The organism is Gryllotalpicola daejeonensis, assembly GCF_039538145.1.
GTDB classification, from domain to species: domain Bacteria; phylum Actinomycetota; class Actinomycetes; order Actinomycetales; family Microbacteriaceae; genus Gryllotalpicola; species Gryllotalpicola daejeonensis.
Genome location: NZ_BAABBV010000001.1, coordinates 2110407 through 2137086 on the forward strand (window position 1 = coordinate 2110407; position 26680 = coordinate 2137086).

24 protein-coding genes and 1 tRNA gene are annotated in these 26680 nt (G+C 70.2%); 10 read left to right on the forward strand and 15 right to left on the reverse strand.

The features are described 5' to 3' along the window. Positions 1 to 6 precede the first annotated feature (6 nt). A complete protein-coding gene (locus ABD736_RS10275) occupies positions 7 to 624 on the reverse strand; it encodes a TetR/AcrR family transcriptional regulator (RefSeq protein WP_344791670.1) in 618 nt (205 codons plus the stop codon). A gap of 60 nt (positions 625 to 684) precedes the next feature. On the opposite strand from ABD736_RS10275, the gene ABD736_RS10280 reads away from it, so the two are divergent. Then, complete coding sequence (locus ABD736_RS10280) at positions 685 to 2136, forward strand: MDR family MFS transporter (protein WP_344791671.1); 1452 nt, start codon at positions 685 to 687, stop codon at positions 2134 to 2136. Between the two features lie 100 nt (positions 2137 to 2236). On the opposite strand, the gene ABD736_RS10285 is transcribed toward ABD736_RS10280, so the two are convergent. The 4 genes from ABD736_RS10285 to ABD736_RS10300 form a co-directional block, all read right to left on the reverse strand. Then, on the reverse strand, positions 2237 to 2890 hold the full coding sequence (locus ABD736_RS10285) for an enoyl-CoA hydratase/isomerase family protein (RefSeq protein ID WP_344791672.1): 654 nt from the start codon (positions 2888 to 2890) through the stop codon (positions 2237 to 2239). 93 nt (positions 2891 to 2983) lie between these two features. After that, positions 2984 to 4270, reverse strand: coding sequence for an SLC13 family permease (locus ABD736_RS10290; RefSeq protein WP_344791673.1), 1287 nt, complete (start codon positions 4268 to 4270; stop codon positions 2984 to 2986). 120 nt (positions 4271 to 4390) lie between these two features. After that, a complete protein-coding gene (locus tag ABD736_RS10295; RefSeq protein WP_344791674.1) occupies positions 4391 to 8260 on the reverse strand; it encodes an ABC transporter ATP-binding protein in 3870 nt (1289 codons plus the stop codon). Further along, complete coding sequence (locus ABD736_RS10300; protein WP_344791675.1) at positions 8257 to 8766, reverse strand: MarR family winged helix-turn-helix transcriptional regulator; 510 nt, start codon at positions 8764 to 8766, stop codon at positions 8257 to 8259. Before ABD736_RS10300 ends, ABD736_RS10295 begins: the two co-directional genes overlap by 4 nt. 116 nt (positions 8767 to 8882) lie before the next feature. Between ABD736_RS10300 and ABD736_RS10305 the strand changes: the two genes are divergently transcribed. Next, a complete protein-coding gene (locus ABD736_RS10305; protein ID WP_344791676.1) occupies positions 8883 to 9197 on the forward strand; it encodes a hypothetical protein in 315 nt (104 codons plus the stop codon). Positions 9198 to 9276: 79 nt separating this feature from the next. On the opposite strand, the gene ABD736_RS10310 is transcribed toward ABD736_RS10305, so the two are convergent. The 6 genes from ABD736_RS10310 to ABD736_RS10335 all read right to left on the reverse strand — a co-directional run bounded on the left by ABD736_RS10310 (position 9277) and on the right by ABD736_RS10335 (position 16930). Beyond that, positions 9277 to 10785, reverse strand: coding sequence for a benzaldehyde dehydrogenase (locus ABD736_RS10310; RefSeq protein ID WP_344791677.1), 1509 nt, complete (start codon positions 10783 to 10785; stop codon positions 9277 to 9279). Between the two features lie 37 nt (positions 10786 to 10822). After that, positions 10823 to 12163, reverse strand: a complete 1341-nt coding sequence (locus ABD736_RS10315) for an MFS transporter (RefSeq protein WP_344791678.1) — start codon at positions 12161 to 12163, stop codon at positions 10823 to 10825. A 66-nt stretch (positions 12164 to 12229) separates the two neighbouring features. Next, positions 12230 to 13363, reverse strand: a complete 1134-nt coding sequence (locus ABD736_RS10320; protein ID WP_344791679.1) for a CaiB/BaiF CoA transferase family protein — start codon at positions 13361 to 13363, stop codon at positions 12230 to 12232. After that, on the reverse strand, positions 13363 to 14553 hold the full coding sequence (locus tag ABD736_RS10325; RefSeq protein ID WP_344791680.1) for a mandelate racemase/muconate lactonizing enzyme family protein: 1191 nt from the start codon (positions 14551 to 14553) through the stop codon (positions 13363 to 13365). The genes ABD736_RS10320 and ABD736_RS10325 overlap by 1 nt, the downstream gene beginning before the upstream one ends. After that, positions 14550 to 15782 (reverse strand): CaiB/BaiF CoA transferase family protein, encoded by a 1233-nt coding sequence (locus tag ABD736_RS10330; protein WP_344791681.1) that lies wholly within the window; start codon positions 15780 to 15782, stop codon positions 14550 to 14552. The genes ABD736_RS10325 and ABD736_RS10330 overlap by 4 nt, the downstream gene beginning before the upstream one ends. Continuing rightward, complete coding sequence (locus tag ABD736_RS10335) at positions 15782 to 16930, reverse strand: acyl-CoA dehydrogenase family protein (RefSeq protein WP_344791682.1); 1149 nt, start codon at positions 16928 to 16930, stop codon at positions 15782 to 15784. The genes ABD736_RS10330 and ABD736_RS10335 overlap by 1 nt, the downstream gene beginning before the upstream one ends. Positions 16931 to 17118: 188 nt before the next feature. On the opposite strand from ABD736_RS10335, the gene ABD736_RS10340 reads away from it, so the two are divergent. Both ABD736_RS10340 and ABD736_RS10345 read left to right on the forward strand, forming a co-directional pair. Then, positions 17119 to 18072: a LysR substrate-binding domain-containing protein gene (locus ABD736_RS10340; RefSeq protein WP_344791683.1), complete on the forward strand. Its 954-nt coding sequence runs from the start codon at positions 17119 to 17121 to the stop codon at positions 18070 to 18072. Between the two features lie 164 nt (positions 18073 to 18236). Further along, positions 18237 to 18476 carry a hypothetical protein gene (locus ABD736_RS10345; RefSeq protein WP_344791684.1) on the forward strand — a complete coding sequence of 80 codons (240 nt, stop codon included), beginning with the start codon at positions 18237 to 18239 and terminating at the stop codon, positions 18474 to 18476. A gap of 88 nt (positions 18477 to 18564) precedes the next feature. On the opposite strand, the gene ABD736_RS10350 is transcribed toward ABD736_RS10345, so the two are convergent. Beyond that, positions 18565 to 19794 (reverse strand): MFS transporter, encoded by a 1230-nt coding sequence (locus tag ABD736_RS10350; protein WP_344791685.1) that lies wholly within the window; start codon positions 19792 to 19794, stop codon positions 18565 to 18567. Next, a complete protein-coding gene (locus tag ABD736_RS10355) occupies positions 19794 to 21101 on the reverse strand; it encodes an NAD(P)-binding domain-containing protein (RefSeq protein ID WP_344791686.1) in 1308 nt (435 codons plus the stop codon). The genes ABD736_RS10350 and ABD736_RS10355 overlap by 1 nt, the downstream gene beginning before the upstream one ends. A 92-nt stretch (positions 21102 to 21193) precedes the next feature. Between ABD736_RS10355 and ABD736_RS10360 the strand changes: the two genes are divergently transcribed. The 3 genes from ABD736_RS10360 to ABD736_RS10370 all read left to right on the forward strand — a co-directional run bounded on the left by ABD736_RS10360 (position 21194) and on the right by ABD736_RS10370 (position 22516). Further along, the gene (locus tag ABD736_RS10360; protein WP_344791687.1) at positions 21194 to 21544 is read left to right on the forward strand and encodes an ArsR/SmtB family transcription factor; all 351 of its coding nucleotides are present in this window, start codon (positions 21194 to 21196) and stop codon (positions 21542 to 21544) included. A 75-nt stretch (positions 21545 to 21619) separates the two neighbouring features. After that, a tRNA-Gly gene (locus ABD736_RS10365) sits at positions 21620 to 21690 on the forward strand. A 91-nt stretch (positions 21691 to 21781) separates the two neighbouring features. Continuing rightward, complete coding sequence (locus ABD736_RS10370) at positions 21782 to 22516, forward strand: GNAT family N-acetyltransferase (RefSeq protein ID WP_344791688.1); 735 nt, start codon at positions 21782 to 21784, stop codon at positions 22514 to 22516. Positions 22517 to 22659: 143 nt separating this feature from the next. Here the strand turns inward: ABD736_RS10370 and ABD736_RS10375 are convergent, their stop codons facing one another. Next, the gene (locus tag ABD736_RS10375) at positions 22660 to 24330 is read right to left on the reverse strand and encodes an alpha-amylase family protein (protein ID WP_344791689.1); all 1671 of its coding nucleotides are present in this window, start codon (positions 24328 to 24330) and stop codon (positions 22660 to 22662) included. Positions 24331 to 24391: 61 nt separating this feature from the next. Beyond that, on the reverse strand, positions 24392 to 24766 hold the full coding sequence (locus ABD736_RS10380) for a DUF2255 family protein (protein WP_344791690.1): 375 nt from the start codon (positions 24764 to 24766) through the stop codon (positions 24392 to 24394). A 75-nt stretch (positions 24767 to 24841) separates the two neighbouring features. Here ABD736_RS10380 and ABD736_RS10385 point away from each other — a divergent pair, with 75 nt between their 5' ends. From ABD736_RS10385 to ABD736_RS10395, 3 genes are read left to right on the forward strand one after another with little or no spacing between them, the layout of a single operon-like run. Then, positions 24842 to 25642, forward strand: a complete 801-nt coding sequence (locus ABD736_RS10385) for an aldo/keto reductase (protein WP_344791691.1) — start codon at positions 24842 to 24844, stop codon at positions 25640 to 25642. A 12-nt stretch (positions 25643 to 25654) separates the two neighbouring features. Continuing rightward, positions 25655 to 26116, forward strand: coding sequence for a GNAT family N-acetyltransferase (locus ABD736_RS10390; RefSeq protein WP_344791692.1), 462 nt, complete (start codon positions 25655 to 25657; stop codon positions 26114 to 26116). Positions 26117 to 26154: 38 nt separating this feature from the next. Further along, a complete protein-coding gene (locus tag ABD736_RS10395; RefSeq protein WP_344791693.1) occupies positions 26155 to 26649 on the forward strand; it encodes a hypothetical protein in 495 nt (164 codons plus the stop codon). Positions 26650 to 26680 lie beyond the last annotated feature (31 nt).

Here is a 26680-nt window from a genome sequence, read left to right on the forward strand (position 1 = left end):
GCCAGCCTATCTGGCGCCCACGAGCGGCAGCACGACCTCGTCGACGATCGACTCGATCACCTCTTCAGGCACGGGCTTGAGTGTCATCAGCAGCTCGTGGCGGAAGAGGTCGAAGGCGACGCTGCGCACGCGGGGGGTGAGCTTGGCCGCGTCGATCTCGCCGCGCTCGGCGGCACGGTCGAGCACCGCGTCGATCGTGCTGGTGCGTCCGCCGACCAGCGTCTCGCGCAGATCGGCGAAGCTCGTGCCGGTCTCGGCGTAGTAGGCGCCGAGGCGAGCGCTCATCAGTACGGCGTAGGGCGCCCTGGTGCGGTTCGCGCGCCGGAAGATCGCCAGCAGGTCGCCGCGCAGCGAGCCGGTGTCGGGCGTCTCTGTGTGCCCGCTGTCGACCCAGCGCTTCACGGCCGCGGTCACGAGTTCGGGCTTCGACGACCACCGGCGATAGACGACGGCGCGGCTCGTCTTCGCCCGCTCGGCGACGGATTCGATGGTGAATCCGTCGTAGCCCTTCTCTTCGAGCTCGGCCCATGCGGCATCCAGCAGCGCGCTCTCGAGAGCCGCGCCGCGGCGGCGCTGCGGTGCCTGCGAATCGGGGGCACCCTGGGAATCGTCTTTAAGGGACATTGTGTTTCTTATCCTAGCGGCTTACCGTTTAGATACAGCGTGTTTCTAAAGGAGTTCGACATGTCGACCGCTCAAGCCGAGACCACCAAGATCGACCCCGCCGCCTGGCGCAGCGTGTGGGCGGTGCTCGTGGGCGCCCTCGCCGTCATCTTCGACACCACGATCGTCGCCGTCGCGCTGCACACGCTGGCGAGCGATCTGCACACCTCGGTGGCGACCATCCAGTGGGTGAGCACCGGGTACCTGCTCGCGCTCGGCGTCACGATTCCGCTCACGGGGTGGGCCCAGCGCCTGCTCGGCGCGAAGCGGCTCTGGATCATCGCGCTGTCGATCTTCCTCGTCGGCTCGATCCTCTCGTCGCTGGCATGGGATGCCCCGAGCCTCATCACCTTCCGCGTCGTGCAGGGAGTCGGCGGGGGCGTGATGCTTCCGCTCATGTCGACCATCGTGATGCAGGCGGCGGGCGGCAAGGGCATCGGGCAGATCATGTCGGTGGTCAGCCTTCCCGCCGTGCTCGGCCCGATTCTCGGCCCGGTGATCGGCGGAATCATCCTGTCTCACCTGCACTGGTCGTGGCTGTTCTGGGTGAACGTGCCGTTCTGCGTCGTCGGGCTCGTGCTCGCGGCGATCATGCTTCCGAAGGACGGCCCCGTGCGCCGCGCGCCGTTCGACCTCGTCGGTTTCGTGCTGATGGCGCCCGCGCTCGTCGCGCTGCTCGATGGCCTGTCGAACGCAGGCAAAGACGGGGGATTCACCCGCGGCGACGTTCTGTGGCCGCTCATCATCGGGCTCGTGCTGCTCGCGGCGTTCGTCGCCTGGGCACTGCGGCGCAAGGCGCGCGCGCTCGTCGACCTGATGCTGCTGCGCCACTGGCCGCTCTCGTCGTCGTCGCTGCTGCTGCTCTTGTCGGGCATCACGCTGTACGGGGCGATGCTCGTGCTTCCTCTTTACTTCCAGCAGCTGCGCGGCATGACGCCGCTGCAAGCCGGTCTGCTGCTCATTCCGCAGGGCGTCGGCACGTTCGTCAGCCGCACGTTCGCCGGCCGGCTCTCTGATCGCGTCGGCGCGCGCTGGCTCGCGATCACCGGCTTTGCGATCGTGGCGCTCGGGACGCTGCCGTATGCCTTCGCCGGCCAGCACACCAACGAGGTGTGGCTGATGGCCGCGCTGCTCGTGCGCGGTTTCGGGCTTGGCATCGTCACGGTGCCGCTGATGGCGCTTGCGTTCCGTGGACTGGAGCGAGCAGAGGTGCCGGATGCCTCGATCATCAGTCGCATCGCCACGCAGGTCGGGGGCGCGTTCGGCACCGCCGTGCTCGCCGTGATCCTCGAGGGTGCGTTGAAGGCGGCGACCTCGAGCGCCGACGCCGTGGCTGCATTCCAGGGCGCGTTCTGGTGGTCGGTCGGATTCGCGGCCGTCGGAGTGGGGCTGTCGTTCCTGCTTCCCGGGCAGGTGAAGTCGGCCGCCGCCGCGCCTGCCGCGGCCGCGGGCTCAGGCGCAGCCAAGGCCTAGCCCGGCGGGTGCGCCCGTTCGGCGCTCTGGTGTTCCCACTCGGCGCAATTGCGACCGCCGTACCGGGAACAGTTGCGCCGTTCGGGCACGCGTGGGCGGGTCAGGCGCGCAGGGCCTCGACCGCCACCGTGAAGAGCTCGCTCTTGATCGCGGTGAGGGTGGGAACGTCCTTGCCGACGAGCGCTGCGGCACGCTCGATCGCGCTCGTCTCGAGCTCGTCAGGGGCGGCGACTGCGTCGACGAAGGCGGCGGCTGAGGCATCCGGCCCGCCGTATCGCCTACCGGTGGTCATCGCCTCGATCGCGGCAGCCGGCGTCACCTTGCTCTGGATCAGGCGCGCCATGCCGGGCGCGAACGACAGCTTGAGGTCGATCTCGGGCAGGCAGAAGAAGCCCTTCTCGGAGTTCATGACGCGGAAGTCGTGGGCGAGGGCGAGCATGGCGCCGGCGCCGAACGCGTGGCCGTTGACCGCAGCAACGGTCGGAACGCCGAGGGTGAGCACCTTCGCGAGCAGGCGCTGCACGCGGGCGAGGTACGCCTCACGCGCAGCGCCGGGCGTCATGAGCTGATCGACGTCGAGTCCGTTCGAATAGAACTTGCCGGTGCCCGTGGTGACGAGAGCGGTCGGCGCCTGCGCGACGACGTCATCGAGTGCCCGATCGACCTCGTCGAGCCACGCGCTCGTGAAGCGGTTCTCACCGTCGTCGAAGCGGAGGATCGAGACCTCGCCGGAGCGTTCAAGGGTGACGGGCATGGGGCGTCCTTCCTCGTTGAAGTGGTCGTTTCAGCGTAGGGGCGGTGTCGGAGGTGGGGCGTAGCGTCTTTAGGCCGCTCACGAGAGGCTCGCTCAGAACGGCCAGATCACGGGAACCAGGGCGACAGAGACGGCGAACGTCCAGAGCGAGATGACGAGGCCGAGGCGCCAGAAGTCGCCGAAGCGATAGCCGCCGGGGCCGAAGACCGCCACGTTGACGGCGGTCGAGAACGGGGTGATGTATGCGGTGCTCGCGCCGAGGGCGACGGCGAGGATCATCGGCAGCGACGCGACGCCGAGGTCGCCGGCCGTCGCAACCCCGATCGGCAGCATCACCAGCGCGGACGACGTGTTCGAAATGAACTGGCTGAGCAGCGCCGTGACGAGGAACAGGCCGCCGAAGACGGCGAGCGGACCCAATCCGCCGAGCCCCCGCACGACCTCGTCTCCGATCAGCTTCGCGGCTCCGGTCTTCGTCATGGCGACCGCCGGCGCGATCATCGCGCCGATCAGAACGCACGTCGTCCAATCGACCCCGCGCACCAGCTCCGGCACGCTCACAACGCCCAGCACAACCATGAGGAGCGCACAGATCGCCGCCGCGATCGCCGCCGGCACGAGGTTGAACGCCAGCAGCGCCACCAGCAGCGCGAGCAGCACGAGGGCGACGACGGCATCCCGCCCGAGCCTCGGCGCCCGCGGCGCCGACTGCGCGAAGGCATCGCTGTCATCCGACGCGAAGCTGCTGACCGGCTGCAGCTCGCTCTCTCGCACCGGGATCAGTCGCTTGCCGAGCAGCGCCACGAGCAGGATCGTTCCGACGACCTGGGGCACGCCGACGAGTGCCCATGAGAAGAAGCCGAATGGACCGGCGTCCGCCTCATCTATCTGCGCCGCGGCGATGACGTTGACCGGGCTGCCGAGCAGGCTCAGGTTCGCTCCCGCCGTGCACGCGAAGGCCAGTGGCATGAGCAGCTTCGATGGGACGGTCGCCGTGCGGCGCGCGATCACGATCACGACGGGGACCATTGCGACGACCGCCCCGTTCATGCCCATCAGTCCGCTGAAGACGGCAGCGACGGCCATGATCGCGATGAGCGACCAGAGCGGATGCCCGCCCGTGCGCCTCAGCAGAAGCGCACCGGCCCACGCCGCGACGCCCGTCTTCTCCAGCGCGATCGCGATCGAGAAGAGGGCGACCAGCAGGATGACGACGGGCTCGCCGAAGCCACTCAGCGTCTCGGGCATGCTGAGCACTCCGGTGAGGTAGAGCACTAGCGCGGCGGCGACCGCGACGATCACCGGGGGCCAGCGGTTCCACACGAAGAGCACCATCGCGAGCACGATGGTCGCCAGCGTGATCACGATGTGCGGGGTCACCGCTCCGATCCTGCCGCGCCCGTCCGGCACAGGCAATGATCGCGGCCTCTGTCGGTCGAGCGGACATTTGCGCGTGGTGCGGCGCCCGCAGATGTCCGCACCGGCGACAGAAGGTGGGCTCTACGCCGCGCGCTGCGACGCCAGCTCGAACGCGCGCCACATCCGCGCGTAGTGACCGTCGGCCTCGAGCAGCTCATCGTGCGAACCGACCTCGAGCACCCCGCCGCCGCCGAGCACCACGATGCGGTCGGCATTCCGCGCGGTCTGCAGGCGATGGGCGATCAACACCGTGGTGCGACCGCTCGCGACGCGCTCCATCGCCGCGGTCACCCGCGCCTCAGCCGCCAGGTCGAGATTCGACGTCGCCTCGTCGAGCAGCAGGATCGCGGGGTCCACGAGCTGCGCCCGCGCCAGAGCGATCAGCTGCCGCTGACCGGCCGAGAGCGAGCGGCCGCGCTCCGAGATCGGCTGCAGATAGCCGTTCGGCAACGCGGCGATGAAGTCGTGAGCACCGACTGCCCGCGCGGCCGCTTCGACGGCGGCATCCGTCGCCTCTGGCCGGCCGTACGCGATGTTGTCGCGCACCGTCCCCGTGAACAGGAATGCCTCCTGCGGCACATAGCCGAGCTGCGCGCGATACGCGGCGAGATCGAGCGTGCGCACGTCGTGCCCGTCCACACGCACCGCGCCTGCGTCGACGTCGTAGAAGCGCGCGAGCAGCTTCATCACCGTCGACTTGCCCGCACCCGTCTCACCGACGAGCGCGACCGTCTCGCCTGCGGCGATGTCGAGTCGGATGCCGCGCAGCGCCTCGGGCGGCTTCGAGGGCGTGGCTTCGTCGAGCTCGGCAAGCCGTGCGTCCTGCGGTCCGCGCTCCTGCACGCCGGGTCGGGCGGGCGCCACAGGGTAGGCGAAGTGCACCTCGTCGAGCGCGATCGCCCCCGACAGCCGGCCCGGGTCGACGGGCACAGGCGCCTGCGGCGTCAGGCTCGAAAGCGCCATCAGCTCGGAGATGCGGCGCACCGAGATCGTGGTCTGCTGCCAGGCATCGAACACCTGCGACAGCTGCTGGATCGGCGAGAAGAACATGTCGACGTAGAGCAGGAACGCGATCAGCGCGCCGGTCGTGAGCTGCCCGTGCAGGATCAGCCACGCGCCGAGGCCGAGCACGATCGCGTCGGCGACCGACGACAGGAACTGCACGAACGGGAAGTAGGTGGCGACCAGCTTCTGCGCGGCGACGCGGGCCTCGAGGTACGAGGCGCCGAGGCCGTGGAAGTGCCTCTTCGTCGCGGTCTCATGCACGAACGCCTGCGCTTCGTGGACTCCCGAGAGGCTCTCTTGGAAGTCTGCGTTGACGATCGCGATGCGGTCGCGCGCCTGGTCGTAGAGCACCGCGGCGCGGCGGCGGAAGGCCACGGTCGCGATCGCGAGCGGGATGACCACCACCAGCACCGCGCCGCCCAGCAGCGGGTTCACGATGAGGATCGCCACCCCGACGCCGACGAAGGTCACGAACGACACGAGCGCCGCCAAGAGCCCGTTCTGCACGAGCTGCTCGAACTGGTCGACGTCGGTCGTCATGCGCGTCATGATGCGGCCGGCCATCTCGCGCTCGTAGTAGTCGAGCGACAGCCGCTGCAGCTGGGCGAAGATGCGCACGCGCAGATTCAGCATGACGCGCTGCGCGGTGCGGCCCATCACGAACGTCTCGGCGATCTGGTCGAAGAGGTCGACGAGTGTGACGAGCAGGAACAGGGCCGACGCCCCGAGCACGGCGTAGGTCGACCCCGTGACCACGCCCTCGTCGATGCCGCTCTTGACCAGCACCGGGCCGACGAGCCCCGCGACGGCGTCGATCACGACGAAGAGCAGCCCGAGCAGCAGCGGCCACCGGTAGTCGACGAGCAGCGACCGCAGCGAGAAGTGCGGCCGGTGGGCGCCCTCGCGGTCGATGTCGACCTCGATCGTGTCCTTCACCGGCGGCAGCCGGTCGACGCGGGCCATCAGCTCTGGCGTCGCGGCGAGGCCGCGGCGCATCATGCCGCCACCGCCGGTGCCGCCGAGACCGGGGCCGAGGCTGGGCGCAGCGGGCACTGCGGTGCGCGCGGGCGCCGGCGAGGCATCCCCCGCCCCCGCCTTCTGCCACGCGGCGGCCGTGACGCGCCCCGAATAGGCGGCCACGGCGTCCACGTCGCCCGAGGCGGCGGCGCCGCCGGCAGGCGCGTCGCCGTCCTCCATGCCGGACAGCAGCAGGCGGTAGTCGGCGTTGCGGGCCATCAGCTCGTCGTGCGTGCCCTCGTCGACGACGCGGCCGCCGTCGACGAGCACGACGCGATCGGCGAGGTGCAGCGTCGACTGGCGATGGGCGATCAGGATGACCGTGCGGTCGGCCATGACGTCGCGCAGGCCCTCGTGAATCGCCTCTTCCGTGCGAGCGTCGATCGCGCTGGTCGCGTCGTCGAGGATCATGATGCGCGGGTCGGCGAGGATCGCGCGGGCGAGCGCGACGCGCTGCCGCTGCCCGCCTGACAGGGACAGGCCGCGCTCGCCGACGACCGTGTCGTATTTCTTGGGCAGCTTGTCGATGAAGACGTCGGCTTGCGCGAGCCGCGCGGCGCGCTCGATCTCCTGATCGGATGCCTCGGGCCGGCCATACGCGATGTTGAAGCGCACCGACTCGCTGAACAGGAAGCTCTCTTCGAAGACGACGCCGATCTGCGAGCGCAGCGAGTGCAGCGTGAGTCCGCGCACGTCGGTGCCGTCGACGCGCACGGCGCCGCGGTCGGGGTCGTAGAAGCGGGGGATCAGCATCGCCGCGGTCGACTTGCCCGAGCCGCTGGCGCCGACAATGGCGACGCGCTCACCGGCCGCGACCTTCAGCGAGAAGCCGGCGAGGGTCTCGTGATCGCCGGCGCGGCGGCGGTCCTGCTCATACGAGAAGTGCACGTCGTCGAACTCGATCTCGCCGCGGGCCACCCCCAGCTCGACGGCGTCGGGCGCGTCGGCGATCGCGGGCGGCGTGTCGAGCAGCTGCGCGATGCGCTCGACGCCCGCGCGGGCCTGCTGCGCGATCGCGAGCATGCCGGCGAGCTGCCGCGCCGGGGCGAGCATCTGCGCGACGTAGGTCGAGAACGCGAGGAAGGTGCCGAGCGTGATGTTGCCGTTCAGCGCGAGCCAGCCGCCGAGCGCCAGAATGCCGACCTGGCCGAACGCGGGAATCGACTCGAGCAGCGGCTGGAACCGGGACTGGATGCGGGTCGAGCGCATCTGCGAGCCGTAGAGCCTGGTCGCGGCATCCGTCAGTCGCTTCAACTCGCGGCGCTCTTGGCCGAACGCCTTCACGACACGCACACCGCCGGTGTCCTCGTCGACGATCTGGACGAGCTCGCCCTCTTTCTGCTGCGCGTCCCACGTGGCGGGGAAGACGCGCGCGCGCATGCGGTAGCTGACGACCACGAGCGCCGGAATGATCGCGATGCCGACCAGCGCGAGCAGCGGCGACAGCACGAACATCACGACGAGCGAGAGCACCAGCAGCACGAGGTTGCCGCTCACGATCGGCAGGAAATTGAGCAGCATCATCACGAGCCCCGAGTCGGAGTTCGCGCGCGCGACCAGCTGACCGGTGGGCATGCGGTCGAGATTGGTGAAGTCCATCGACTGCAGGTGGTCGTGCATGTCGTTGCGCAGGTCGTTCTGCACCTCGAGCGCCACCTTGCCGCCGCGGTAGCGCCGCAGGCGGGCCAGGAAGAAGTTGGCGGCTGCGAGCGCGATCAGGATCGCGAGCCACACCCAGAGGCTGCCGCGGTGGTGGCCGATGACGGTGTCGACGATCTGCCGCGCGACCAGCGGCGTGAGCACCTGCGCACCGCTGCCGAGCAGGGCCGCCCCGAGCGCCAGATAGAGACCCGTGCGGTGGCGCAGCACGTAGGACCAGAGGCGGGCGACCCAGTTGATGGGCTGGGGTTCTGCTGTCTGCGTTGTCATGCGCCTGCCTTCACGTTCGCTTGCGCCTGGCCTTGCGCGCCGGCCGCTTGCTCGGCGCGGTAGCGCTCGATCGCGTCGCCGAGCTCGGCGAGGGCACGGATGCCTGCGCCCGGCTCGCCCATCAGAGAAGTCACCGCGCGCACCCGCTCGGCGAGCCGCGCCTTGGCCTGGTGCACCTGCGTCGCGCCGTCGGCGGTCAGCGCGAGCGCCATGGCCCGCTGATCGCCGTCGACCTTGGTGCGGGTGACGAGTCCGCGCTTCACGAGCGAATCCACCGTGGCACTGATCGCAGGCTTGCCGACGGCGAGGCGCTCGGCGAGGCGGCTCGCGCGGTCCTCGCCGGCGTCGAGGGCGCTCAGCACCCGGAAGTCGGCGAGGCTCAGCGGCTGGGCGGAGCGCTCGAGCATGCGCGCGAGGCGGGCGACTGCGTCGACGGCGGCCTCGAGTGAGGCCGCCGGATCGAGCCTGTCGGAATCAGCCGCCACACTCTCGATTCGATCGTTCACCCTCTGAACTATACGCCGCATGGTTCGGCGTGTGAACTACTTGATGGGCGTGATTCGAGTGACTTTCGTTATGAATCGCCCATCGAACTTTCGGGCGCCGCGGCCATGGTGTGCTCATGACATACGACTCGGCAGCCAGCGGCACGCCTCGCTTCAGCGCCGCAACGGCCGCGATGGGCTGGGCAGAGGCGACCAGGAAGTTCCTGTTCACGCGCGAAGGCGGCCTGCTCGCGGGCAAGCTGCTCGTGATGGCGGGGCTCATCGGCTCGATCGCCGACGAGCCGCTCGACCTGATTCCGGGCATCGATCTGCTGTCGTTCGGCGACGACATCCTGTGGCTCGCCATTCCGGCCTATGCCGTCGGCCGGATCGCGTGGATCAGGCACCGCGCCAACAATCCGAAGCGCGCCAGGCAGCGGCCGGACAAGTAAGACGCGCGCGGCAGATCGCGCCTCGGGCGCACATTTTTCTCGAAAACGTGCGCCCGAGGCGCTTTTCACCGCAATCCGTCTAGAACGGGTACCGCTCGATGTCCGACTGCACCGTGATCCACTGGGTCTCGCAGAAGGTGTCGAGGTTGGCCGAGCCGCCGAAGCGACCGCCGACGCCCGACGCCTTCGCGCCGCCGAAGGGGATGACCGCCTCATCGTCGACCGTCACATCGTTGATGTGCACCGCGCCGGACTCGATGCGAGCCGCGAGCTCGAACGCCGCGAACGGGTTGCCGGTGGCGATCGCGACCGAAAGGCCGTACTCCGAGTCGTTCACGAGCTCGATCGCCTCATCGATCGTGTCGTAGGTGACGATCGGAGCGACCGGCCCGAAGACCTCTTCCGCGTAGGCGGGCGCCGAGCGCGGCACGTCGACGAGCACGGTCGGGCGATAGAACAGCCCGTCGTACTCGCCGCCGGCGACGAGGCGTGCTCCTTGCGCGATCGACTCGGTGACGAATCCGTGCACCTTGTCGCGCTGGCGCTCATCGATGAGCGGGCCGAGCGCGTTGCTCGGGTCGGTCGGGTCGCCGACCGGCAGCCGCGCCGCCTTCTCGGCGAGCAGCTGCGCATATCGGTCCGCCAGAGACGAGTGCACGATGTGGCGGCCGGTCGTCATGCAGATCTGGCCCTGGTGCAGGAACGACCCCCAGGCGCCTGCGGCAGCAGCAGCGTCGACGTCGGCATCGGGCAGCACGAGGAAGGCCGAGTTGCCGCCCAGCTCGAGGTGCACGCGCTTCAGCAGCGGGCCCGCCGCCTCGCCGATCGCGCGACCGGCCGGGGTCGACCCCGTGAACGAGATGCACGGCACGTCGGGGTGCGCGACGAGCGCGGCGCCGAGGTCGCCCCCGCCGGGCAGTACGTGGAAGAGGCCTTCGGGCAGCCCCGCCTCGGCGAGCAGCTCGGCGAGGGCGTAGCCGCCAGAGATCGGCGTGCGGGGGTCGGGCTTCAGGATCACCGCATTGCCCACGGCGAGCGCGGGCGCGACCGAGCGCAGCGCCAGGATCGCGGGGAAGTTGAACGGCGCGATCACGCCGACGACGCCCAGCGGCACCCGGCGCGCGAGCGACAGACGCGGCTTCACCGAGCGCAGCAGCTCGCCATAGGGCTGCGAGGCGAGCGCGGCGGTCTCGTCGAACTCCGAGACGAGCAGGCTCACCTCGAACATGGCCTTGCCTATGCCGGAGCCCGACTCGGGCACGAGCCATTTCGTGATGCGCTCGGGGTCGGCGGCGAGCAGCTGCGACGCCTTGCGCAACACCGCGGCGCGGCGGTCGTAGGGCAGCGCCGCCCACTCCTTCTGCGCCGTCTTCGCGGCGGCGACCGACGCATCGAGGTCGGCCGCCGACGCCTGCCCGACCGTGCTCAGCACCTCGCCCGTGGCGGGCGCCGTCACGTCGATCGTGCCGCCGCTCGCCTGCGTCCAGCTGCCGGTGAAGATGCGCCCGGTCCAGGCGGGGCCGGATGCCTCGGCCGCGCTCTGCGTGTCAGAGCTGTTCCTCGTGATGCCGTTCGTCGTGATGGTCATGTTCGTATCCGTCTCTTCCGAATCCGTCTGTCCGTGCTCAGTCCGTGATGTCCAGGTCTTTGCTCTCGCGGGCGAAGAGCAGCAGCACCAGGGCACTGACGACGCACATGCCGATCAGGTACCAGAGCACCCCGGCCGGGTTCCCGTGCCCGGCCGCCAGCAGCGACGCTGCGATGACCGGGGTGAATCCGGCGCCGAGCAGGCTCGCGAACTGGTAGCCGAGCGAGGCACCGGTGTAGCGCGAGCTGGTCGCGAAGGTCTCGGAGACGAAGGCGGCCAGCGGGCCGAAGGTCGCGCTCTGCAGCAGCGGCAGAGCGATGAGGAAGGCCGCGATGACCTGGCCGTTGCTGCCCGAGCCGAACATCGACCACAGCGGGAACGCGACCGCGGCGAGCGCCAGCAGGCCGAAGATCATGACGGGGCGGCGGCCCAGGCGGTCGGACAGGGAGGCCCAGATGGGGATCGTGATCGCGGCGGCGGCCTGTGAGGCGGCGAATCCCCAGAGCCCGACGGACTGACTGACGCCGTGCTGCACGGCGTAGGTCAGGGCGAGCGTCGAGAACAGGCCCTGGATCACGAAAGAGCCCATGCCGCTGAACGCGCCGACGATCAGGGCCCGCGGCCGCTTCAGCACCTCGAGCAGCGGGATGGAGCGCTTGGCGCGCTCGCTCTTGTCGAGCTCGACGGCCTTCTCGAACATCGGCGACTCCTGCACCGTCATGCGCACATAGAGGCCGATGATCAGCAGCACGGCAGAGAGCAGGAACGGAACGCGCCAGCCCCACGCCACGAACTGCTCGTGCGGCAGCAGCGCGAACAGGGCCAGCGCCGCGGTGCCGAGGAAGGCCCCAGACGGCCCGCCGGCGTTCGCGAAGGATGCAGCCAGGCCGCGCTTCCGGCCGCCGGAGTGCTCGAGGGCGAGCAGCGCAGAGCCGCCCCACTCGCCGCCGATCGCGATGCCCTGGATGAGGCGCAGCAGGATCAGGCAGACGGCACCGAGCGTCGGCACCGAGGGCACGAGGCCGACCAGCGTCGACGCGACGCCCATCACCGACATCGAGATCAACAGCATCCGCTTGCGGCCGACGCGGTCGCCGAAGTGGCCGAAGACGATGCCGCCGATCGGCCGCGAGAGATAGCCGGTCGCGAAGGTGCCGTAGGAGGCGACCGTCTGCATCAGCGGGTTGAGCCCCGAGAAGAACAGCGGCCCGAACACGACCGATGACGCGGTCGCGTAGAGGATGAAGTCGTAGAACTCGATGGTCGAGCCGAGGTAGCCCGAGAGGGCGGCGCGGCGGACCTGGCCGGTGCCGAGGAAGGCGAACAGCGAGCGTTCGCGGCCCGTGGCCGGCGCCGTGACGGCGGGAGTGGAGACCATTGGGGTGGTCCTTTCGAGGAAGTCGACGACGGTGTCGACGGTCGATTTTGCGGAAGGGGGTGGCGCTCAGGCGGGCAGCGGGGCAGAGGCACCCCACCGCTCGAGCAGTTCGGGCACGGAGCTGTGCCCCGGGCTCTCTGGGGAGGCGGGCACCCCCGTCGGGGTGCGAGCGAAGCGCGGGGCGGGGGCAGGCTCCGGCCGCCCGTCGCGCTCGATGAAGGTGCCCCTGGCGGCGAGGTGCTCGCCGTGGGGCGCCTCCGTCATCGAGAGCACCGGAGCCACGCAGGCATCCGTGCCCTCGAAGATCTCGGCCCACTCGTCACGCGTGCGCGACGCGAACGCTGCGGCGAACGCCGCGCGCAGCGCCGGCCACTCGTCCTTCGACCACTGGCCGGGCAGGCCGGCGGCGGCGAGGCCGAGGCCGTCGACGAGCTGCGCGTAGAAGGCCGGCTCGAGCGCCGCGACCGACACATAGCGGCCGTCGGCCGTCTCGTAGACGTCGACGAAGGGGGCGCCCGAGTCGATCAGGTTGGTTCCGCGCTGGTCGTTCCATGCGCCGCCGGCGAGCAGCGAATACGGATTCGCCATCAGATGCGCCACGCCGTCGACGATGGCAGCGTCAACGACCTGCCCGCGCTCCGACGTCGCGCGCTCTACGAGGGCGGCGAGGATGCCGGCGACCAGGTACATCGCCCCGCCGCCGAAGTCGCCGACGAGCGAGAGCGGCAGCTGCGGCGGGCCGCCCGCGCGCCCGATGGCGTGCAGGGCACCCGTTGCCGAGAGGTAGTTCGGGTCGTGGCCGGCGCGCTGCGCGAGCGGGCCGGTCTGCCCCCAGCCGGTCATCCGGCCGTAGACGAGGCGCGGGTTGCGGGCGAGCAGCTCGTCCGGGCCGAGGCCGAGTCGCTCGGCGGCGCCCGGGCGGTACGGATCGACCAGAACATCCGCCCGGTCGACCAGGGCGAGCACCGAGTCGAGCCCCTCCGGCGACTTGAGGTCGACCGAGACGCGCGACTTCCCGCGCTGCAGGGTGTCGAGCTCGGGCGGCACGGGCATCTCGAAGCCCGCGCCCGAGCGGTCGATGCGCACCACGTCGGCACCGAGGTCGGCGAGCAGCATGCAGGCGAACGGGCCTGGGCCGAGCCCGCCGAGTTCGACGACACGGATGCCCGTGAGGGGTCCGACCCCGGTGCCGGCGCCCATCAGGCCACCACAGCCACGGGCTCGAGCGCAGCGGCCGTGGCGCGCTTGCCCGGCGTGAGGTGCGCATTGATGAACTGCTCGTTGAGGTCGATGCCGAAGCCAGGGCCCTCGTTGGGGTAGAGCTTGCCGTCCTTGAAGATCGGCACCTGCGTCGCGATGTCCTCGGTGATGCGCTGCTCGTCGTTCTCCCACTGCGAGTTGATGATGAGCGGGCCGAGGTTCTCGTGCGTGAACTGCGACGCCCACTGGTCGGCGACCATCAGGTGGGCGGAAGGCGAGGCCTCGAGGCCCGACCCGATCATGCATCCGCTCATCACGGGCAGATCCGCGAGACGCGCGAGCGTCAGCCAGCGCTGCGCCTTGAGCAGGCCGCCCGCCTTCTGCATCTTGATGAACAGGCCGTCGGCCGCGCGGCGGTCGATGATCTCCTTCAGGTGGTGCAGCTCCTGCGCCGACTCGTCGGCGTAGACCGGCGTGCCGATCTTGCCGCGCAGGCGGGCGAGGCCTTCGATGTCCCAGTAGGGCAGCGGCTGCTCGACGCACTCGAGGTGGTACGGCTCGAGCTTGCGCAGCGCCTTGTAGGCCTGGTCGTAGTTCCAGAATCCGTTCACGTCCATCGTGAGGCGCACGTCGTCGCCGACCGCCTCGCGCACGGCGGCGACGTTGCGCACGACCTCGTCGATGTCGTCACCGGCCTTGAGCTTCACGAGCTCGAAGCCGTTGGCGACCGCGTCGACGGCGGCCTGCACCGTCTGCTCGGTGCCGCCCGCCGAGGCGACCCAGCCCTGGCGCGAGTACTCGGTGGTGCGACCGCCGAGCAGCTCGTAGACCGGAACGCCGAGCGCCTTGCCCTTGAGGTCGTGCAGCGCGAAGTCGACCGCGGCCTTTGCCTGGTTGTTCTCACGCACGAAGCGGTCCATCTGGCCGACGATCTTCTCGATCGCGAACGGGTCCTGCCCGATGAGGAAGAGCGGAGCGATCGTGTCGGTGATGATCCCCTGGATCGAGTCCTGCGTCTCGCCCCGGTACCAGGTCGAGGTGTCGCCGCCGTCGGCGACACCGACAATGCCCTCATCGGTGTAGATCTTCACGACCACCGAGTGGATGTGCGTGATCTTCGTCCCCGGCATGAGGAACGGCTTCACCAGCGGGGTGGAGACGGGGATGGTTTCGACGCGCGTGATCTTCACGACAGGACTCCTTCGATGACGGTGCCGCCAGCGGTCTGGAGGGCGGCGAGTGCGGCGTTGTTGAGGCCGGCTGAGCGCAGCACCTCGACGGTGTGCTCGCCGAGCAGCGGTGCGCGGTGGCGCACCTCGCCGGGCGTGCGCGAGAGCTTGGGAACGACGCCGGTGACCGCGATCTCGCGATCGGTGCCCGGCACCGGCAGCTGCGGCAGCATGTTGCGGGCCGCGTAGTGCGGGTCGGCGAAGATGTCGGCCGCGTCGAGGATCGGCCCGAGCGGCACCTTCCCGCCGAGCAGCTCGACGAGCTCGGCGACCGTGTGGCTCGAGGTCCACGCGGTGACGATCTCGTACAGCGGCTCGCGGTTCACCCAGCGCTTGTGGTCGGTGTCGAAGCGCGGGTCGGTGACGAGGTCGGGGCGCTCCATGACGGCGCACAGCTTCGCCCACTGCGGGTTGTGCGGGGCCCCGAGCGTCACCTCGCCGTCCTTCGCGGGCACAACGTCGAACGGCGCGAAGCCGCGCAGCTGGTTGCCGATCGGCTCGGGCGAGACGCCGGTGTACGCGTAGTTGTTCACCACGACCTCGCTCACCGCGAGCACCGAGTCCACCATCGCGACGTCGACGTACTGCCCCTTCCCCGAGCTCTTCGCCTCGAGCAGCGCCGTCACCGTGCCGAAGGCCGCGAACAGGGCGGGCACGGTGTCGCCGATTCCCGACCCGACGCGCACCCGGCTCGAGGCATCCTGCCCCGTGATGCTCATCAGCCCGCCCATGGCCTGCGCGACGATGTCGAACGCCGGCCAGTTCGCATACGGGCTGACTCCGCCGCGCGCGTCGCCGAAGCCGCGGATGGACGTGTACACGAGCCGGGGATTCCTGGAAGCCAGCTCGTCGTAGCCGAGGCCGAGCCTCTCCATGACCCCGTTGCTGAAGTTCTCGACGAGCGCGTCGGCGTCGTCGATCAGCGCGAGCAGCGCGTCGCGCGCCTCGGGCACCTTGAGGTCGAGCACGACGCTGCGCTTGTTGCGGTTGGCGTTGCCGAACACCCCGCCGTATGCGGGATTCTCGTCGCCGTCACCGAACGGCCCGGTGTGGCGCAGCATGTCGCCGCGCGGCGACTCGATCTTGATGACGTCTGCCCCCTGGTCGGCGAGCAGCGAGGTGCAGAACGGACCGCTGAGAGCCTGCGTGAGGTCGATGATGCGGATGCCCGCGAGAGCCTGCCCGGCCATCAGACGTACTCCCGCCCGATCAGCGAGCGTGCGATCACGAGCTTCTGGATCTGCGGGGTGCCCTCACCGATCTCGAGGCCCGAGACGTCGCGCAGCATGGCCTGCAGCGCGAGGTCCTCTGAGAACCCGGTGTGGCCGTGGGCGATGATGCAGTCGCGGATCGTCTGGAGTGAGACATCCGTCGCGTACAGCTTCGTCATCGCCGCCTCCTTCGAGAACTTCTGGCCGGCGTCGGCCAGCGACAGCGCGCGATACGTGAGCCAGCGGGCGGCCTCGAGCTTCGTGGCGTTCTCGGCGATGGGGAAGCTCACGCCCTGGTTCTTCGAGATCGGCTGGCCGAAGGCCTGCCGGATCTTGACGTACTCGATCGTCATGTCGAGCGCCTTGCGGGCGACCCCGGTCGTCATCAGGCCGATGACCGAGCGGGTGTAGTCGAACTCCTTCATGACGAGGCGGAAGCCGTCGCCGACGCCGCCGATCACGAGCTCGTCCGGCACGAACACGTCGTCGAGGAAGACGGCGGCGCGGCCGAGCGGCTTCCAGCCCGGGTCGTCGAACTTGTGGACGGAGACGCCTGCCGCTGCGTTCGGCACGAGGAACGCGGTGACCCCGCCCGCGGTCTTCGCGAACACGATGATCGCCTTCGAGTGGGGGGCGAAGGTGATCGACGTCTTCTCGCCGTTGAGCTTCCAGCCGCCCTCGACCTGCTCGGCACGGGTGCGCATGCCGGCGGCGTCCGATCCGCTGCCCGGCTCGGTGAGCGCGAGGGCGACGACGTGCTCGCCGCGCACGATGCCCGGCACCCACTCGTCGGCCTGGGCCGGCGGCAGGAAGCGCTCGAGCAGCGGCGCCGTGAGGTTCGAGGTGTACGAGAGCTGGCTCAGGTAGAAGTCCGCGTAGGCGAGCTCTTCGTGAGCGATGCCGAGGTGGACCTTGGTCAGCTCTTCGCCGATGCGGCCCTGGCCGCCGTGCTCCTCTGAGGTGCCGAGGCCGAGCAGGCCGGCCTCGCCCATCGCCTTCGCGAGATCCCACGGGAACTCCTCGCTGTGCGCCCGGGCGTTGTACCCCTCTGCATAGGGGGTGGCGAACTCGCGCACCCAGGCGGCGAATTCCTCGTACTCTTCGCTGAAGTGAACCGGAGGCTGCATGGCGGCACTGACTCCCTTGTCGTGTTGCGCGACGCCGCGGGAGATCACGAGCAGCTGGGGGATGCCTGCCGAAGACCGCGTCGTCTTCTTGTCGTCGTCGACTGTGCGCTCCGGGCCTTGTGCCGCACAACGACAGATACCGGCGGAGCTTCCGCAGTTATCCTGTGGAAACAGATCGTGGAGACCCGATGACGCGTCCGAAGAATCCCGCTGGGGCAGTGCCTGCGCAGGCATCCGTCGCCAGTCCTGAACTGCCGTTCACCCTGCATCAGCTGCGCATGCTCGTCACGGTCGCTGAGACCGGAACGATCAGTGGGGCGGCCGAGCGACTGCTGCTCTCGCAGACTGCGGTGTCGCTGGCGCTGTCGCAGCTCGAGAAGGCCTTCGCCGCCGAGCTGCTGGTGCGCAGGCGCGCGCACGGGGTGACGCTCACCGCGACGGGGCACACCGTGGTCGCGGCAGCGCGGCGGATCCTGGCCGAGGCGACCGACCTCTATGAGGAGATCGGCGGCCGGGGAGAGGTGGTCGGCGCGGTCGCGGTCGGCTGCTACCCGAGTCTCGGCCCGTCGCTCGTCCCCGCGCTGCTCGACGGGTTCCTGCGTCGCCACCCGCGGGCGGTGCCGACGCTCGACGAAGGACCGCAGGAGACCCTCGAGCACCGGCTGGTCGACGGCACCCTCGACGTGGTCATCAGCTATGACCTGGCACTGTCCGACTCGCTCGCCAAGGTGGCGATCGCGCAGCGTGAGCCCGGCGTGCTCGTCGCGGCGGACGGCACCTGGGGCGACGCCGAGGCCATCGACCTGAAGCAGCTGGCGAACGAGCCGTACGTGCTGCTCGACACCCCCCTCAGCACCTACCATCTGGCATCCATCACGCGTGCCGCGGGGTTCGAGCCGCGCATCATGTACCGCTCGCAGAACTTCGAGACGGTGCGGTCGCTGGTCGGGCGGGGGCTCGGCTGGACGCTGCTGCTCACGCCGCCGCGCAGCGAGCTCACGCACGAGGGCACGCGCGTCGCCATGAAGCCGTTCGCGCAGAAGCTCGACCCCGTCGACGTGGTCGTCGTGTGGCCGCGCAGCCGCTCGCTCAGCCGGGCGGCGCGCGCGTTCGTCGCGTTCGCGCAGTCGGCGGGCGGGTGACGATTTCGGGGGCGACGGATGCCTCACCGGCCGCCCTCTCGCCGCACGAGCGCACCGAGTTGTCAACCCCTGCAGCCACCCCGGGTTCGATCGAGAAGCGCCGGGTACAGCCCGGCTGTGACGCAGGGAGGGCTATGGAAACCGTGACACTCAGGCTTGGCGACTTGAGCTTTCACCTCCGCGCCGGGGTGAGCGTGAGGACGCTCGAGAAGAAGCTCGTCGCGGCCGCACGGAAGGGCGCGGGGGTGGTCAGGGTGCCGCTGTCCGACGACGGGGAGGTCGACGCGGTCGTGACGCCGACGGTGCCCATTGCGCTCGAGCGGCATCACTTCGAGCGCGTCTCGACGCGGCGTGACGGGCGTGAACCCGCGGTCGGCTGGTCGGAGTTCGAGCTGCCGGAGTGAGCACGCCGGCGGTGGTCGCGCCCACGAGCGCGTCGGATATTCGGCGCCCGGCGGGCCGAGCACCGCGCCACACGAGATCCGTGCCCTACTAGTCGCTGGTCATCCGCGGGTTCGACGCGCTCACGGGCCTCGGCACGGCCCGGCCGGGGGCGAGCGCGATCACGACCGCCACCGCGGCGAGCGCGGCGAGGATCTCGAAGAGCGCCGGGTAGCCTCCCGCGACCGCCGCAATGGCAGCGCCCGCGCCGGGCGCGAGGCCCCCGGCCGCTGCGAGCGGTGCTTGGTAGACGCCGCTGATCGCCGGGTACCGCTCCGGTCCCCAGAGCTCTGCCGGCAGGGTGGCGTTCACCAGCGTGAACAGTCCGCGCGCCGCGCCGCCCACGACGGCGATCGCGACGGACAGCCACTCGGGGCCGGTCACCAGCGACTGAGCGAGAAGGCTGGCGGCGAGCAGGCCGAAGACGAAGGCGGCCCGGGTGCGCGGTCGCAGCCGGTGGTCGAGCAACGGGTACACGAGCCGTCCGCCGACCTGGCCCGCCCCGGCGAGCCCCACGGCCCATGCGGCGAGTGCCGGGGCGGCTCCGCGGCCCAGTAGCAGCACCGGCAGCGCCACAAGCGATGCGTAGCTGACGAACGCCGTGACGGTGCCCGCACTCGCCATCAGCACGAAGAGTGGGCTACCGAGGACGTCGCGGTCGGGCGCGCGTGCCACCGCCTGCTGCGGCTGCCAGGGCAGGCGCAGGGCGATCGCGTGAGCGGGCAGCGTGACGACGAGCAGGATGCCGGCGAGCACCAGATAGCTCCCGCGCCACCCGAGGCGGCCGTCGAGGAACGCAGTGAAGGGCGCGAAGATCGTCGAGGCGAAGCCGCCTGCGAGCGTGAGCGTCGTGATCGCGCGCACCCGCCGCGCGCCGAACCACGCGGTGAGCGCGGCGAAGGCGGGCGCGTAGTACAGGCCCGCGGTAGCGACGCCGATGAGCGCCCAGGCGCAGGCGAAGATTGCGAAATCGGGGGCGAGCGCCATGACGGCGACGGATGCCGCGCCCAGCGCGCTGCCGAAGACCATCACCGGCCTCGGGCCGAAGCGTTGAAGCATCCGGCCCACTGGAATGCCGCATGCGGCGCCGGCGAGACTCGCGACCGAGAACGCGGTCGTGATCGCGACCTGCGACCAGCCGGTGTCGCCGGCGATCGACGGCGCGAGCACGGCGAACGCATAGAACAGCGCACCGTAGCTGGTGACCACGGTCGCGCACAGCGCCACGAGCACACCGGTGAGCCGGCGGCTCGTCGGGGCGCCGGCCGCGCGCCCCGGCATCAGGCGAGCGGAATGAGGGGGCGTGCGCCGAGCTCGATCGACTGCTTCGGCGCGGGCGCGCAGCATGCGCCGCCGTCGAGGTCGCCTGAGCCGCCGCAGACGCCCGAGTCAGGAAGCATGAGCTCGTTGCGCGCCGCTGCCTCGTGGTCGCCCGCGAGCTCGGCGACCACGCTGCGCACCTGCTCGTAGCCGGTCAGGGCGAGGAACGTCGGGGCGCGGCCGTACGACTTCGCGCCGACGATGTAGAGATTCGGCTCGGGTTGGGCGAGTTCGAGAGCGCCCGTCGCGCGCACGGTTCCGCACGAGTGGATGTTGGAGTCGATCTCGCTCGCGAGGCCCGCGACGGCCTCGAGGCTCGGGTCGATCGCCGTGCGCACCTCGCGCAGGACCGACAGGTCGGGGCGGAATCCGGTGAGGACGATGAGGTGGTCGACGGCGTCGAGCTGTCGGCCGTCGTCGCTGATCACGGTCAGCTGGTCGCCCGTGCGGCGGAGCTCGGCCGTGCGGAAGCCCGCCACCTGGGTGACGAGGCCGTCGGCGACCACCTCGCGCGCCCGGCCGCCGAGGGCGCCGCGTGCCGGTAGCTGGTCGTCGGCGCTCGAAAGCCCGGAGGGAGAGCTGCGGCGGATCGCCCACTCGACCCGAGTGCCGCCGGCGCCCTGCGCCAGCTCTGCGAGGCGGATCACGGCGTGGGCGGCCGAGTGGCCACTGCCGATCACGACGACGTGCTTGCCCGCGAGGTGCGACACCGACGCCGGCACCTGATAGGAGACGAGCCCTGCCGCCGCCGCTTCCCTCTCGCCCAGCGCCGGCAGGCCGGAGGCGCCGGCCGGGTTCGGGCTGCCCCACGTGCCCGAGGCATCGAGCACGGCGCGGGCGTAGAAGCGCAGTTCGTTCCCGTCGGCATCGGTCGCCTGTACCTCGAACGGCTGGTCGGCACGGCCCGAGTCGACCACCTTGTCGCGTGCTGAGCGGGCGACGCCCGTCACCGCGACGCCGGTCTTCACCCGATCGCCGAGCGCGGCCCCGAGCGGGGCGAGGTACTGTGCCACCCACTCTGCGCCGGTCGGGTAGCCGGTGCGCGGCTCCGACCAGCCTGCGTTCTCGAGCAGGCGACGGGATGCCGCATCGATGAGCTCCGGCCACTCGGAGAACAGCCTCACGTGCCCCCACTCGGCGACTGCAGCGCCGGCCGCCGCGCCCCGCTCCAGCACCAGTGGCTCGATGCCTCGTTCGAGCAGATGGGCCGCGGCCGCGAGGCCCTGGGGGCCGGCTCCGATCACGATGACGGGCAGCTGGTCGGTCACGGGCATACTCCTCGAATCGACGTTCTTCGATGTGATGTGACCAGCTTCGGGAATCCATCGACGGTTGTCAATGCGTGTGACAGACTTTTCGCATGCCTTCGCCGCTGCCCCTGCTCACCTCGGATGCCACCGCGTGCTGCTCGCCGGTCATCGGCGGGGTCCTCGAGAGCGACGAGGCCGAGCGCATCGCCCGCACGTTCAAGGCTCTCGGCGACCCGACCAGGCTGCGGCTGCTGTCACTGATCGCGGCGGCCGAGGGCGGCGAAGCCTGCATCTGCGACCTCACCGACCCGGTCGGCCTGTCTCAGCCGACCGTCTCTCACCACATGAAGACCCTGGTCGAGGCAGGGCTCGTCACCCGCGAGCAGCGCGGCAAGTGGGCGTACTTCGCCATCGTCGAGGGTGCTCTGACGAGCGCGGCCGCGGCCCTGGGCGCCGCCTGACGCGTATGACAGGTTGAGAATCCTGCCGAGCGGCTCGCGTATGCTGTGAACTGGCAACCGGTTCAGGATGCCGACGCCGATGTAGTTCAATGGCAGAACTTCTGCTTCCCAAGCAGACAGCGCGGGTTCGATTCCCGTCATCGGCTCTCTTCACAACGGCCGCGGCGCACTAGCACCGCCCGCCTTCTGCCGTCAGCCCTTGAGGCATGCGCGCCCAGCGGGCACCCTGGAACCACCATGGACGAGCAGGACGACCGACAGGGTGACCAGCGCAACATCGTCTCGGTCTGCGAGCGCGCGCAGACCGCCTGGTTCACGGCGCGCGCCGAGCATCTCGGGGGCGAGGTCTGGACGGATGGCCCGCTCACCTGGGTCGACGGCCCCGATGGCCTGAACCTCATGTTCCCCGAGCAGATCGATTCGGACGCTCTGCAGCGCGGCATCGAGCGGGCACGCAGCGCAGAGCACGAGCTGATCGGCGCCTGGCTGTCGCACGAGACGGATGCCTCAGCGCTGATCGGCGCCGGATTCGAACGCGGCTGGGCGCCGTGGTGGATGTCCGCGAGCATCGATGACATCGACACCGCCGAAGACCCCCGCGTGCACGTCGGCGTGCACCCCGACGACCGCAGCGATGAGAAGTCTCACGAGCGCTACGACAAGCTGCTGCAGCTCGCCGATGCCGCACCCGACCGCGCGTTCTACGCAGGCGTGCGCGTCGACGGCGTGCTCGCCGGTCACGCGTGGGCATATGTCGACGGCGACGTCGCCGGCATCTTCGACCTCGACGTGTGGCCGCCGTTCCGCCGCCGCGGGCTGGGCGCGGCGCTGCTGCACAGCGTCGCCGGGGCCGCTCGCGAGCGCGGCGCCAGAACCGCGGTGCTCAGCACGTCCCCTCAGGGCGCGATCGTCTACCGCGCGCAGCATTTCAACCGGGTCGGCATGGCGCAGACCTGGTGGCTGCACATCTAGGCGACCAGCGCGTTTCGAGACGCGCGCGGTTCCTGAGGAGCACGGCGAAGCCGCGCGTCTCGAAGGGCCGCAAGCTCCGCGTGCTCCTCAACGAGCGGACCGGACGAAGCTCCGCGCGCTCTTCGAGCGCGGGAGCACGCGGGCTACTTCAGGCGGCGGTCGCCCGGCGTCGAGATCCGCAGCCAGCGGAAGCCGTAGGCCTCGAGCGGTAGCGAGACGGTCCCGTCCTCACCGAGGTCGACGTCGTGGTCGTCGAACAGGTCGGCGAGATGGGTGCCGTGCGGCACCCAGTCGAGGTCGAGGTCGAGCTCGAGGTCCTCATCGCCGAAGTTGTGGATCGTGATCATGCCGGAGTCGTCCCACTGGTGGATCATGAGCAGCACGGCGGGGTTCGGGTGGTCGATCACGGCCGCATCGCCCCACCCGAGCTCCGGGCACTCGCGGTAGCGGTGCGTGAGCCGCGTGATGAACGGCAGCAACGCATCGGGGTCGGTGCGCTGGTCCTCGACGTTGACCTGCTTCGGCCCGAAGGCGCCCTCCGCCATGGGGGCGATCAGCCGGCCGGCATCCGCATTGGAGAATCCTCCGTTCGGCGAGACGCCGCTCCACTGCATGGGGGGGCGGACCGCCATGCGCCCCGGCGCGTCGAGGTTCTCGCCCATGCCGATCTCTTCGCCGTAGAACAGCACCGGGGTGCCCGGCAGCGCGAACAGCAGGCTGTAGACCATGCGGATGCGGCGCTGGTCGCCGTCGAGCATCGGCGGCAGACGTCGGCGCAGCCCGCGGCCATAGGCCTGCATGCGCTCCTCAGGCCCGAAGGCGGCGAAGACCTCTTCACGCTCGGCATCCGTCAGCTTGTCCAGCGTCAGCTCGTCGTGATTGCGCACGAAATTCGCCCACTGGCTGTCCGAGATGAGCTTCGGCCGGCCCTTCAGCGCCTCGCGCAGCGGCTCGGCGTTCTTCCGCGCGAGCGCGAGGTACATCGCCTGCATTCCGACGAAGTCGAACTGCATGTTGAGCTCGTCCGCGTCGTCGCCGCCGAAGTACTCGACCTGGTCCTCGCGGGCGAGGTTCACCTCGCCGAGCAGCAGCGCGTCGCCCTGCCGCCGCGACAGGAACGCCCGCAGCGCGCGCAGGTAGCTGTGCAGCTCGCCGGCGCTCGCGTTCGGGTCCTCGCCGCTGATGAGGAAGGGCACCGCGTCGACGCGGAACCCCGAGATGCCGAGCTCGAGCCAGAACCCCGCGAGTTTGGCGATCTCGTCGCGCACCCGCGGGTTCGTGAGGTTGAGGTCGGGCTCGCGGCGATAGAACTGGTGCCGGAAGTACTCGCCTGTCGCGTCGTCACGGTCCCACACGCCGTCTTCGTCACCGGGGAACGCGCTCTCGCTCGGGCTCTGCGGCGGGCAGTCGGTGCGCCAGATGTAGAAGTCGCGGAACGGCGACTCCTTGCTCTCGCGCGATTTCTGAAACCAGGGATGCTTGCTCGAGGTGTGCTGCACGACGAGGTCGATCACCACGCGAATCCCGCGATCGCGCGCCACCCGCACCATCTCGACGAAGTCGCCGAGCGACCCGAGCCGCTCGTCGACCGCATAGAAGTCGGTCGGGTCGTAGCCGTCGTCAGCACCGCCCGACGGGTGCAGCGGCATGAGCCACAGGCAGGTGACACCGAGGCTCGCGAGATAGTCCATGCGCTGGGCAAGCCCCTGGAAGTCGCCCACCCCGTCGTCGTTCCAGTCGAGGAACGTCTTCACGTCGAGGCAGTAGACGACCGCGGTCTTCCACCACAGGTCGCCCGTGTCGGTGATCTTCACGCGAACCCGGTACCCGGAGGCGCCCGAGGCTAGACCCGCGGGTCGCCGGACCGGCCGGTCGCTAGACCGGCACGACCTTCAGCGTCGCCTCGACGGACGGCCCCTCGACCATCGGCTGCCGGAACTGCGGCGGCTGTGCGGCGTACTTGACGTTGTAGGCATCCGTCACCGCCTGGTTCTTGATCTCGTTCACCTCTTCGAACGCGACCTCGCGCTCGATATCGCCCGCCGTGAACGCCGCGCGCCCCGTCTCGCGCACGCGCCGGTACCAGCGCGCCGATCTGCCGTGCGCCGATCGCACGAAGACCTCGCTGCCGTCGGTCACCGCCCACATCGTGACGGGCTGAAGCGGAGTTCCGTCGCCGGCGAGCGGCGCCACCTGAACCTCTTCGATCTCGCCGATGGCCCGTACTTCCTCGGGAGTCCAATCGCTCATGTCGACAGTGTCACGCAGCGGCGCGGTCGCCGCGACCCCCTGTGCTCGCCGAGCCTCGCGGCCTAGCGTGAAGACATGACTTCGGATTCGACGGCGACTCCCACCTACGACCTCAACGACACCACCACGATCCCCGAGATCGGCCTCGGCACCTACGGACTCACCGGCTCCGCCGGCGCGGAATCCGTCGCCTCGGCCATCGGCATCGGCTACCGCCTGATCGACACGGCGTATTCGTATGGCAATGAGGATGCCGTCGGCGAAGGCATCCGGCGCTCCGGAATCGACCCGGCCGAGCTGGTCGTGACGAGCAAGGTGCCCAACGGGCACCACTCGCGTGACCGCGTGCTCGCCGCGTTCGACGAGACGATGGGACGGCTCGGGCTCGAGCGGCTCGACCTGCTGCTGATCCACTGGCCCGAGCCGCAGGACGGCCTCTATGTCGAAGCGTGGAAGACCCTGGTCGAGTTGCAGCGGCAGGGCCGCGTGCGCTCGATCGGCGTCTCGAACTTCGACGCGAAGCAGCTCGACGAGGTGATCGAGGCCACCGGTGTCACGCCGGCCGTCAACCAGGTGCCCGTCGACCTGCTGCACCAGAACCGGGCGGCGCGCGAGACCGACTCGCTCTGCGGAATCCTCACCGAGAGCTACAGCCCGCTGAAGCACGCGGACGAGGCGGCCAAGCACCCCGAGTTCGCACGCGTAGCCGCCGACCACGGGGTGACGACCAACCAGCTGATCCTGCGGTGGCACATCCAGTCAGGGCTGCTGCCGATTCCGCGCTCACGCTCGGCCGAGCACCAGAAGGAGAACTTCGGCGCGCTCGACTTCACCCTGAACCCCGAGGAGCTCGCGCGTCTCGCCGCCATCGCGTAGCAGAATCGGCAGGTGATCATCGCGGTGGACGACCCGAAGGCCGTCGACGTGCTCGAGTTGCTGGCCGAGCACCTGCGCGACATGCACGCGACCTCGCCGGCCGAGAGCGTGCACGCGCTCGACCCGAACGCGCTCGCCCACCCGAGCATCACGTTCTGGTCGGCCCGCGACGCACAGACCGACGAGCTGCTCGGCGTCGGGGCGCTCAAGCAGCACGATGACGCCCTCGGCGAGCTGAAGTCGATGCGCACGAGCGCCGCTGCGCGCGGCCGCGGTGTCGCGAGCGCGGTGCTCGGCGCGATCCTTGCGGAGGCGCGCCGCCGAGGCATCCGCGAGCTCAAGCTCGAGACCGGTACAGAGGACTACTTCGCGCCCGCCCGCGCCCTGTATGCGAAGCACGGATTCGTCAGCTGCGCGCCCTTCGCCGACTACACCGACGACCCCCACAGCGCCTACTTCGCCCTCGCGCTCTGAGCTGCCGTTGCTTCGTCGCGCGCCGCTAGCCTGACCGCATGGGTGTCTGGGCGCGCGCCGACGTGCGCGACGCGTTCGAAGGGCTGATCGTCGCGCATGGCGATGCTGCGATCGGCTGGAAGATCGGGGTCGCGAGCGCGGCGTCGATGGCCGCGGCCGGGATTGATGCACCGCTGATCGGATGCCTGTTCCAGGCGGGCCTGCTCGAAAGCGGCGCCGAGCTCGACGTCAGCGGGTGGGTGGACCCCCGACTCGAACCCGAGATCGCGGTCTACCTCAAGGCAGATGTCCCTGCAGGCGCGAGCGCAGAGCAGGCATCCGATGCCATTGCCGCGATCTCGCTCGCGTTCGAGCTCGTCGACCTCGACGGGTCGCTGACGGATGCGCCGGCCATGCTGCGGGGCAACGTGTTCCAGCGCGGGGTCATCCTCGGCGAGCGTGTGGCCGCCGTCGCTCCGCCGCCGGTGCGGGTGCTCATCGACGGCGAGACGCACGCCGACATTCCGGATCCCATCGCGGCCGCCGCCGCATAGCTTTGTGCCCGATCGGCACGGCACTGTGCCC

Bases quoted from the DNA above. Each gene is read 5' to 3' on its own strand.
- ABD736_RS10340 (WP_344791683.1), top strand. From the start codon at position 17,119: ATGACGCGTCCGAAGAATCCCGCTGGGGCAGTGCCTGCGCAGGCATCC.
- ABD736_RS10295 (WP_344791674.1), bottom strand. From the start codon at position 8,260: ATGACAACGCAGACAGCAGAACCCCAGCCCATCAACTGGGTCGCCCGC.
- ABD736_RS10305 (WP_344791676.1), top strand. From the start codon at position 8,883: ATGACATACGACTCGGCAGCCAGCGGCACGCCTCGCTTCAGCGCCGCA.
- ABD736_RS10360 (WP_344791687.1), top strand. From the start codon at position 21,194: ATGCCTTCGCCGCTGCCCCTGCTCACCTCGGATGCCACCGCGTGCTGC.
- ABD736_RS10335 (WP_344791682.1), bottom strand. From the start codon at position 16,930: ATGCAGCCTCCGGTTCACTTCAGCGAAGAGTACGAGGAATTCGCCGCC.
- ABD736_RS10275 (WP_344791670.1), bottom strand. From the start codon at position 624: ATGTCCCTTAAAGACGATTCCCAGGGTGCCCCCGATTCGCAGGCACCG.
- ABD736_RS10330 (WP_344791681.1), bottom strand. From the start codon at position 15,782: ATGGCCGGGCAGGCTCTCGCGGGCATCCGCATCATCGACCTCACGCAG.
- ABD736_RS10370 (WP_344791688.1), top strand. From the start codon at position 21,782: ATGGACGAGCAGGACGACCGACAGGGTGACCAGCGCAACATCGTCTCG.
- ABD736_RS10320 (WP_344791679.1), bottom strand. From the start codon at position 13,363: ATGGGCGCCGGCACCGGGGTCGGACCCCTCACGGGCATCCGTGTCGTC.
- ABD736_RS10395 (WP_344791693.1), top strand. From the start codon at position 26,155: ATGGGTGTCTGGGCGCGCGCCGACGTGCGCGACGCGTTCGAAGGGCTG.
- ABD736_RS10385 (WP_344791691.1), top strand. From the start codon at position 24,842: ATGACTTCGGATTCGACGGCGACTCCCACCTACGACCTCAACGACACC.
- ABD736_RS10310 (WP_344791677.1), bottom strand. From the start codon at position 10,785: ATGACCATCACGACGAACGGCATCACGAGGAACAGCTCTGACACGCAG.
- ABD736_RS10280 (WP_344791671.1), top strand. From the start codon at position 685: ATGTCGACCGCTCAAGCCGAGACCACCAAGATCGACCCCGCCGCCTGG.
- ABD736_RS10380 (WP_344791690.1), bottom strand. From the start codon at position 24,766: ATGAGCGATTGGACTCCCGAGGAAGTACGGGCCATCGGCGAGATCGAA.
- ABD736_RS10350 (WP_344791685.1), bottom strand. From the start codon at position 19,794: ATGCCGGGGCGCGCGGCCGGCGCCCCGACGAGCCGCCGGCTCACCGGT.
- ABD736_RS10315 (WP_344791678.1), bottom strand. From the start codon at position 12,163: ATGGTCTCCACTCCCGCCGTCACGGCGCCGGCCACGGGCCGCGAACGC.
- ABD736_RS10285 (WP_344791672.1), bottom strand. From the start codon at position 2,890: ATGCCCGTCACCCTTGAACGCTCCGGCGAGGTCTCGATCCTCCGCTTC.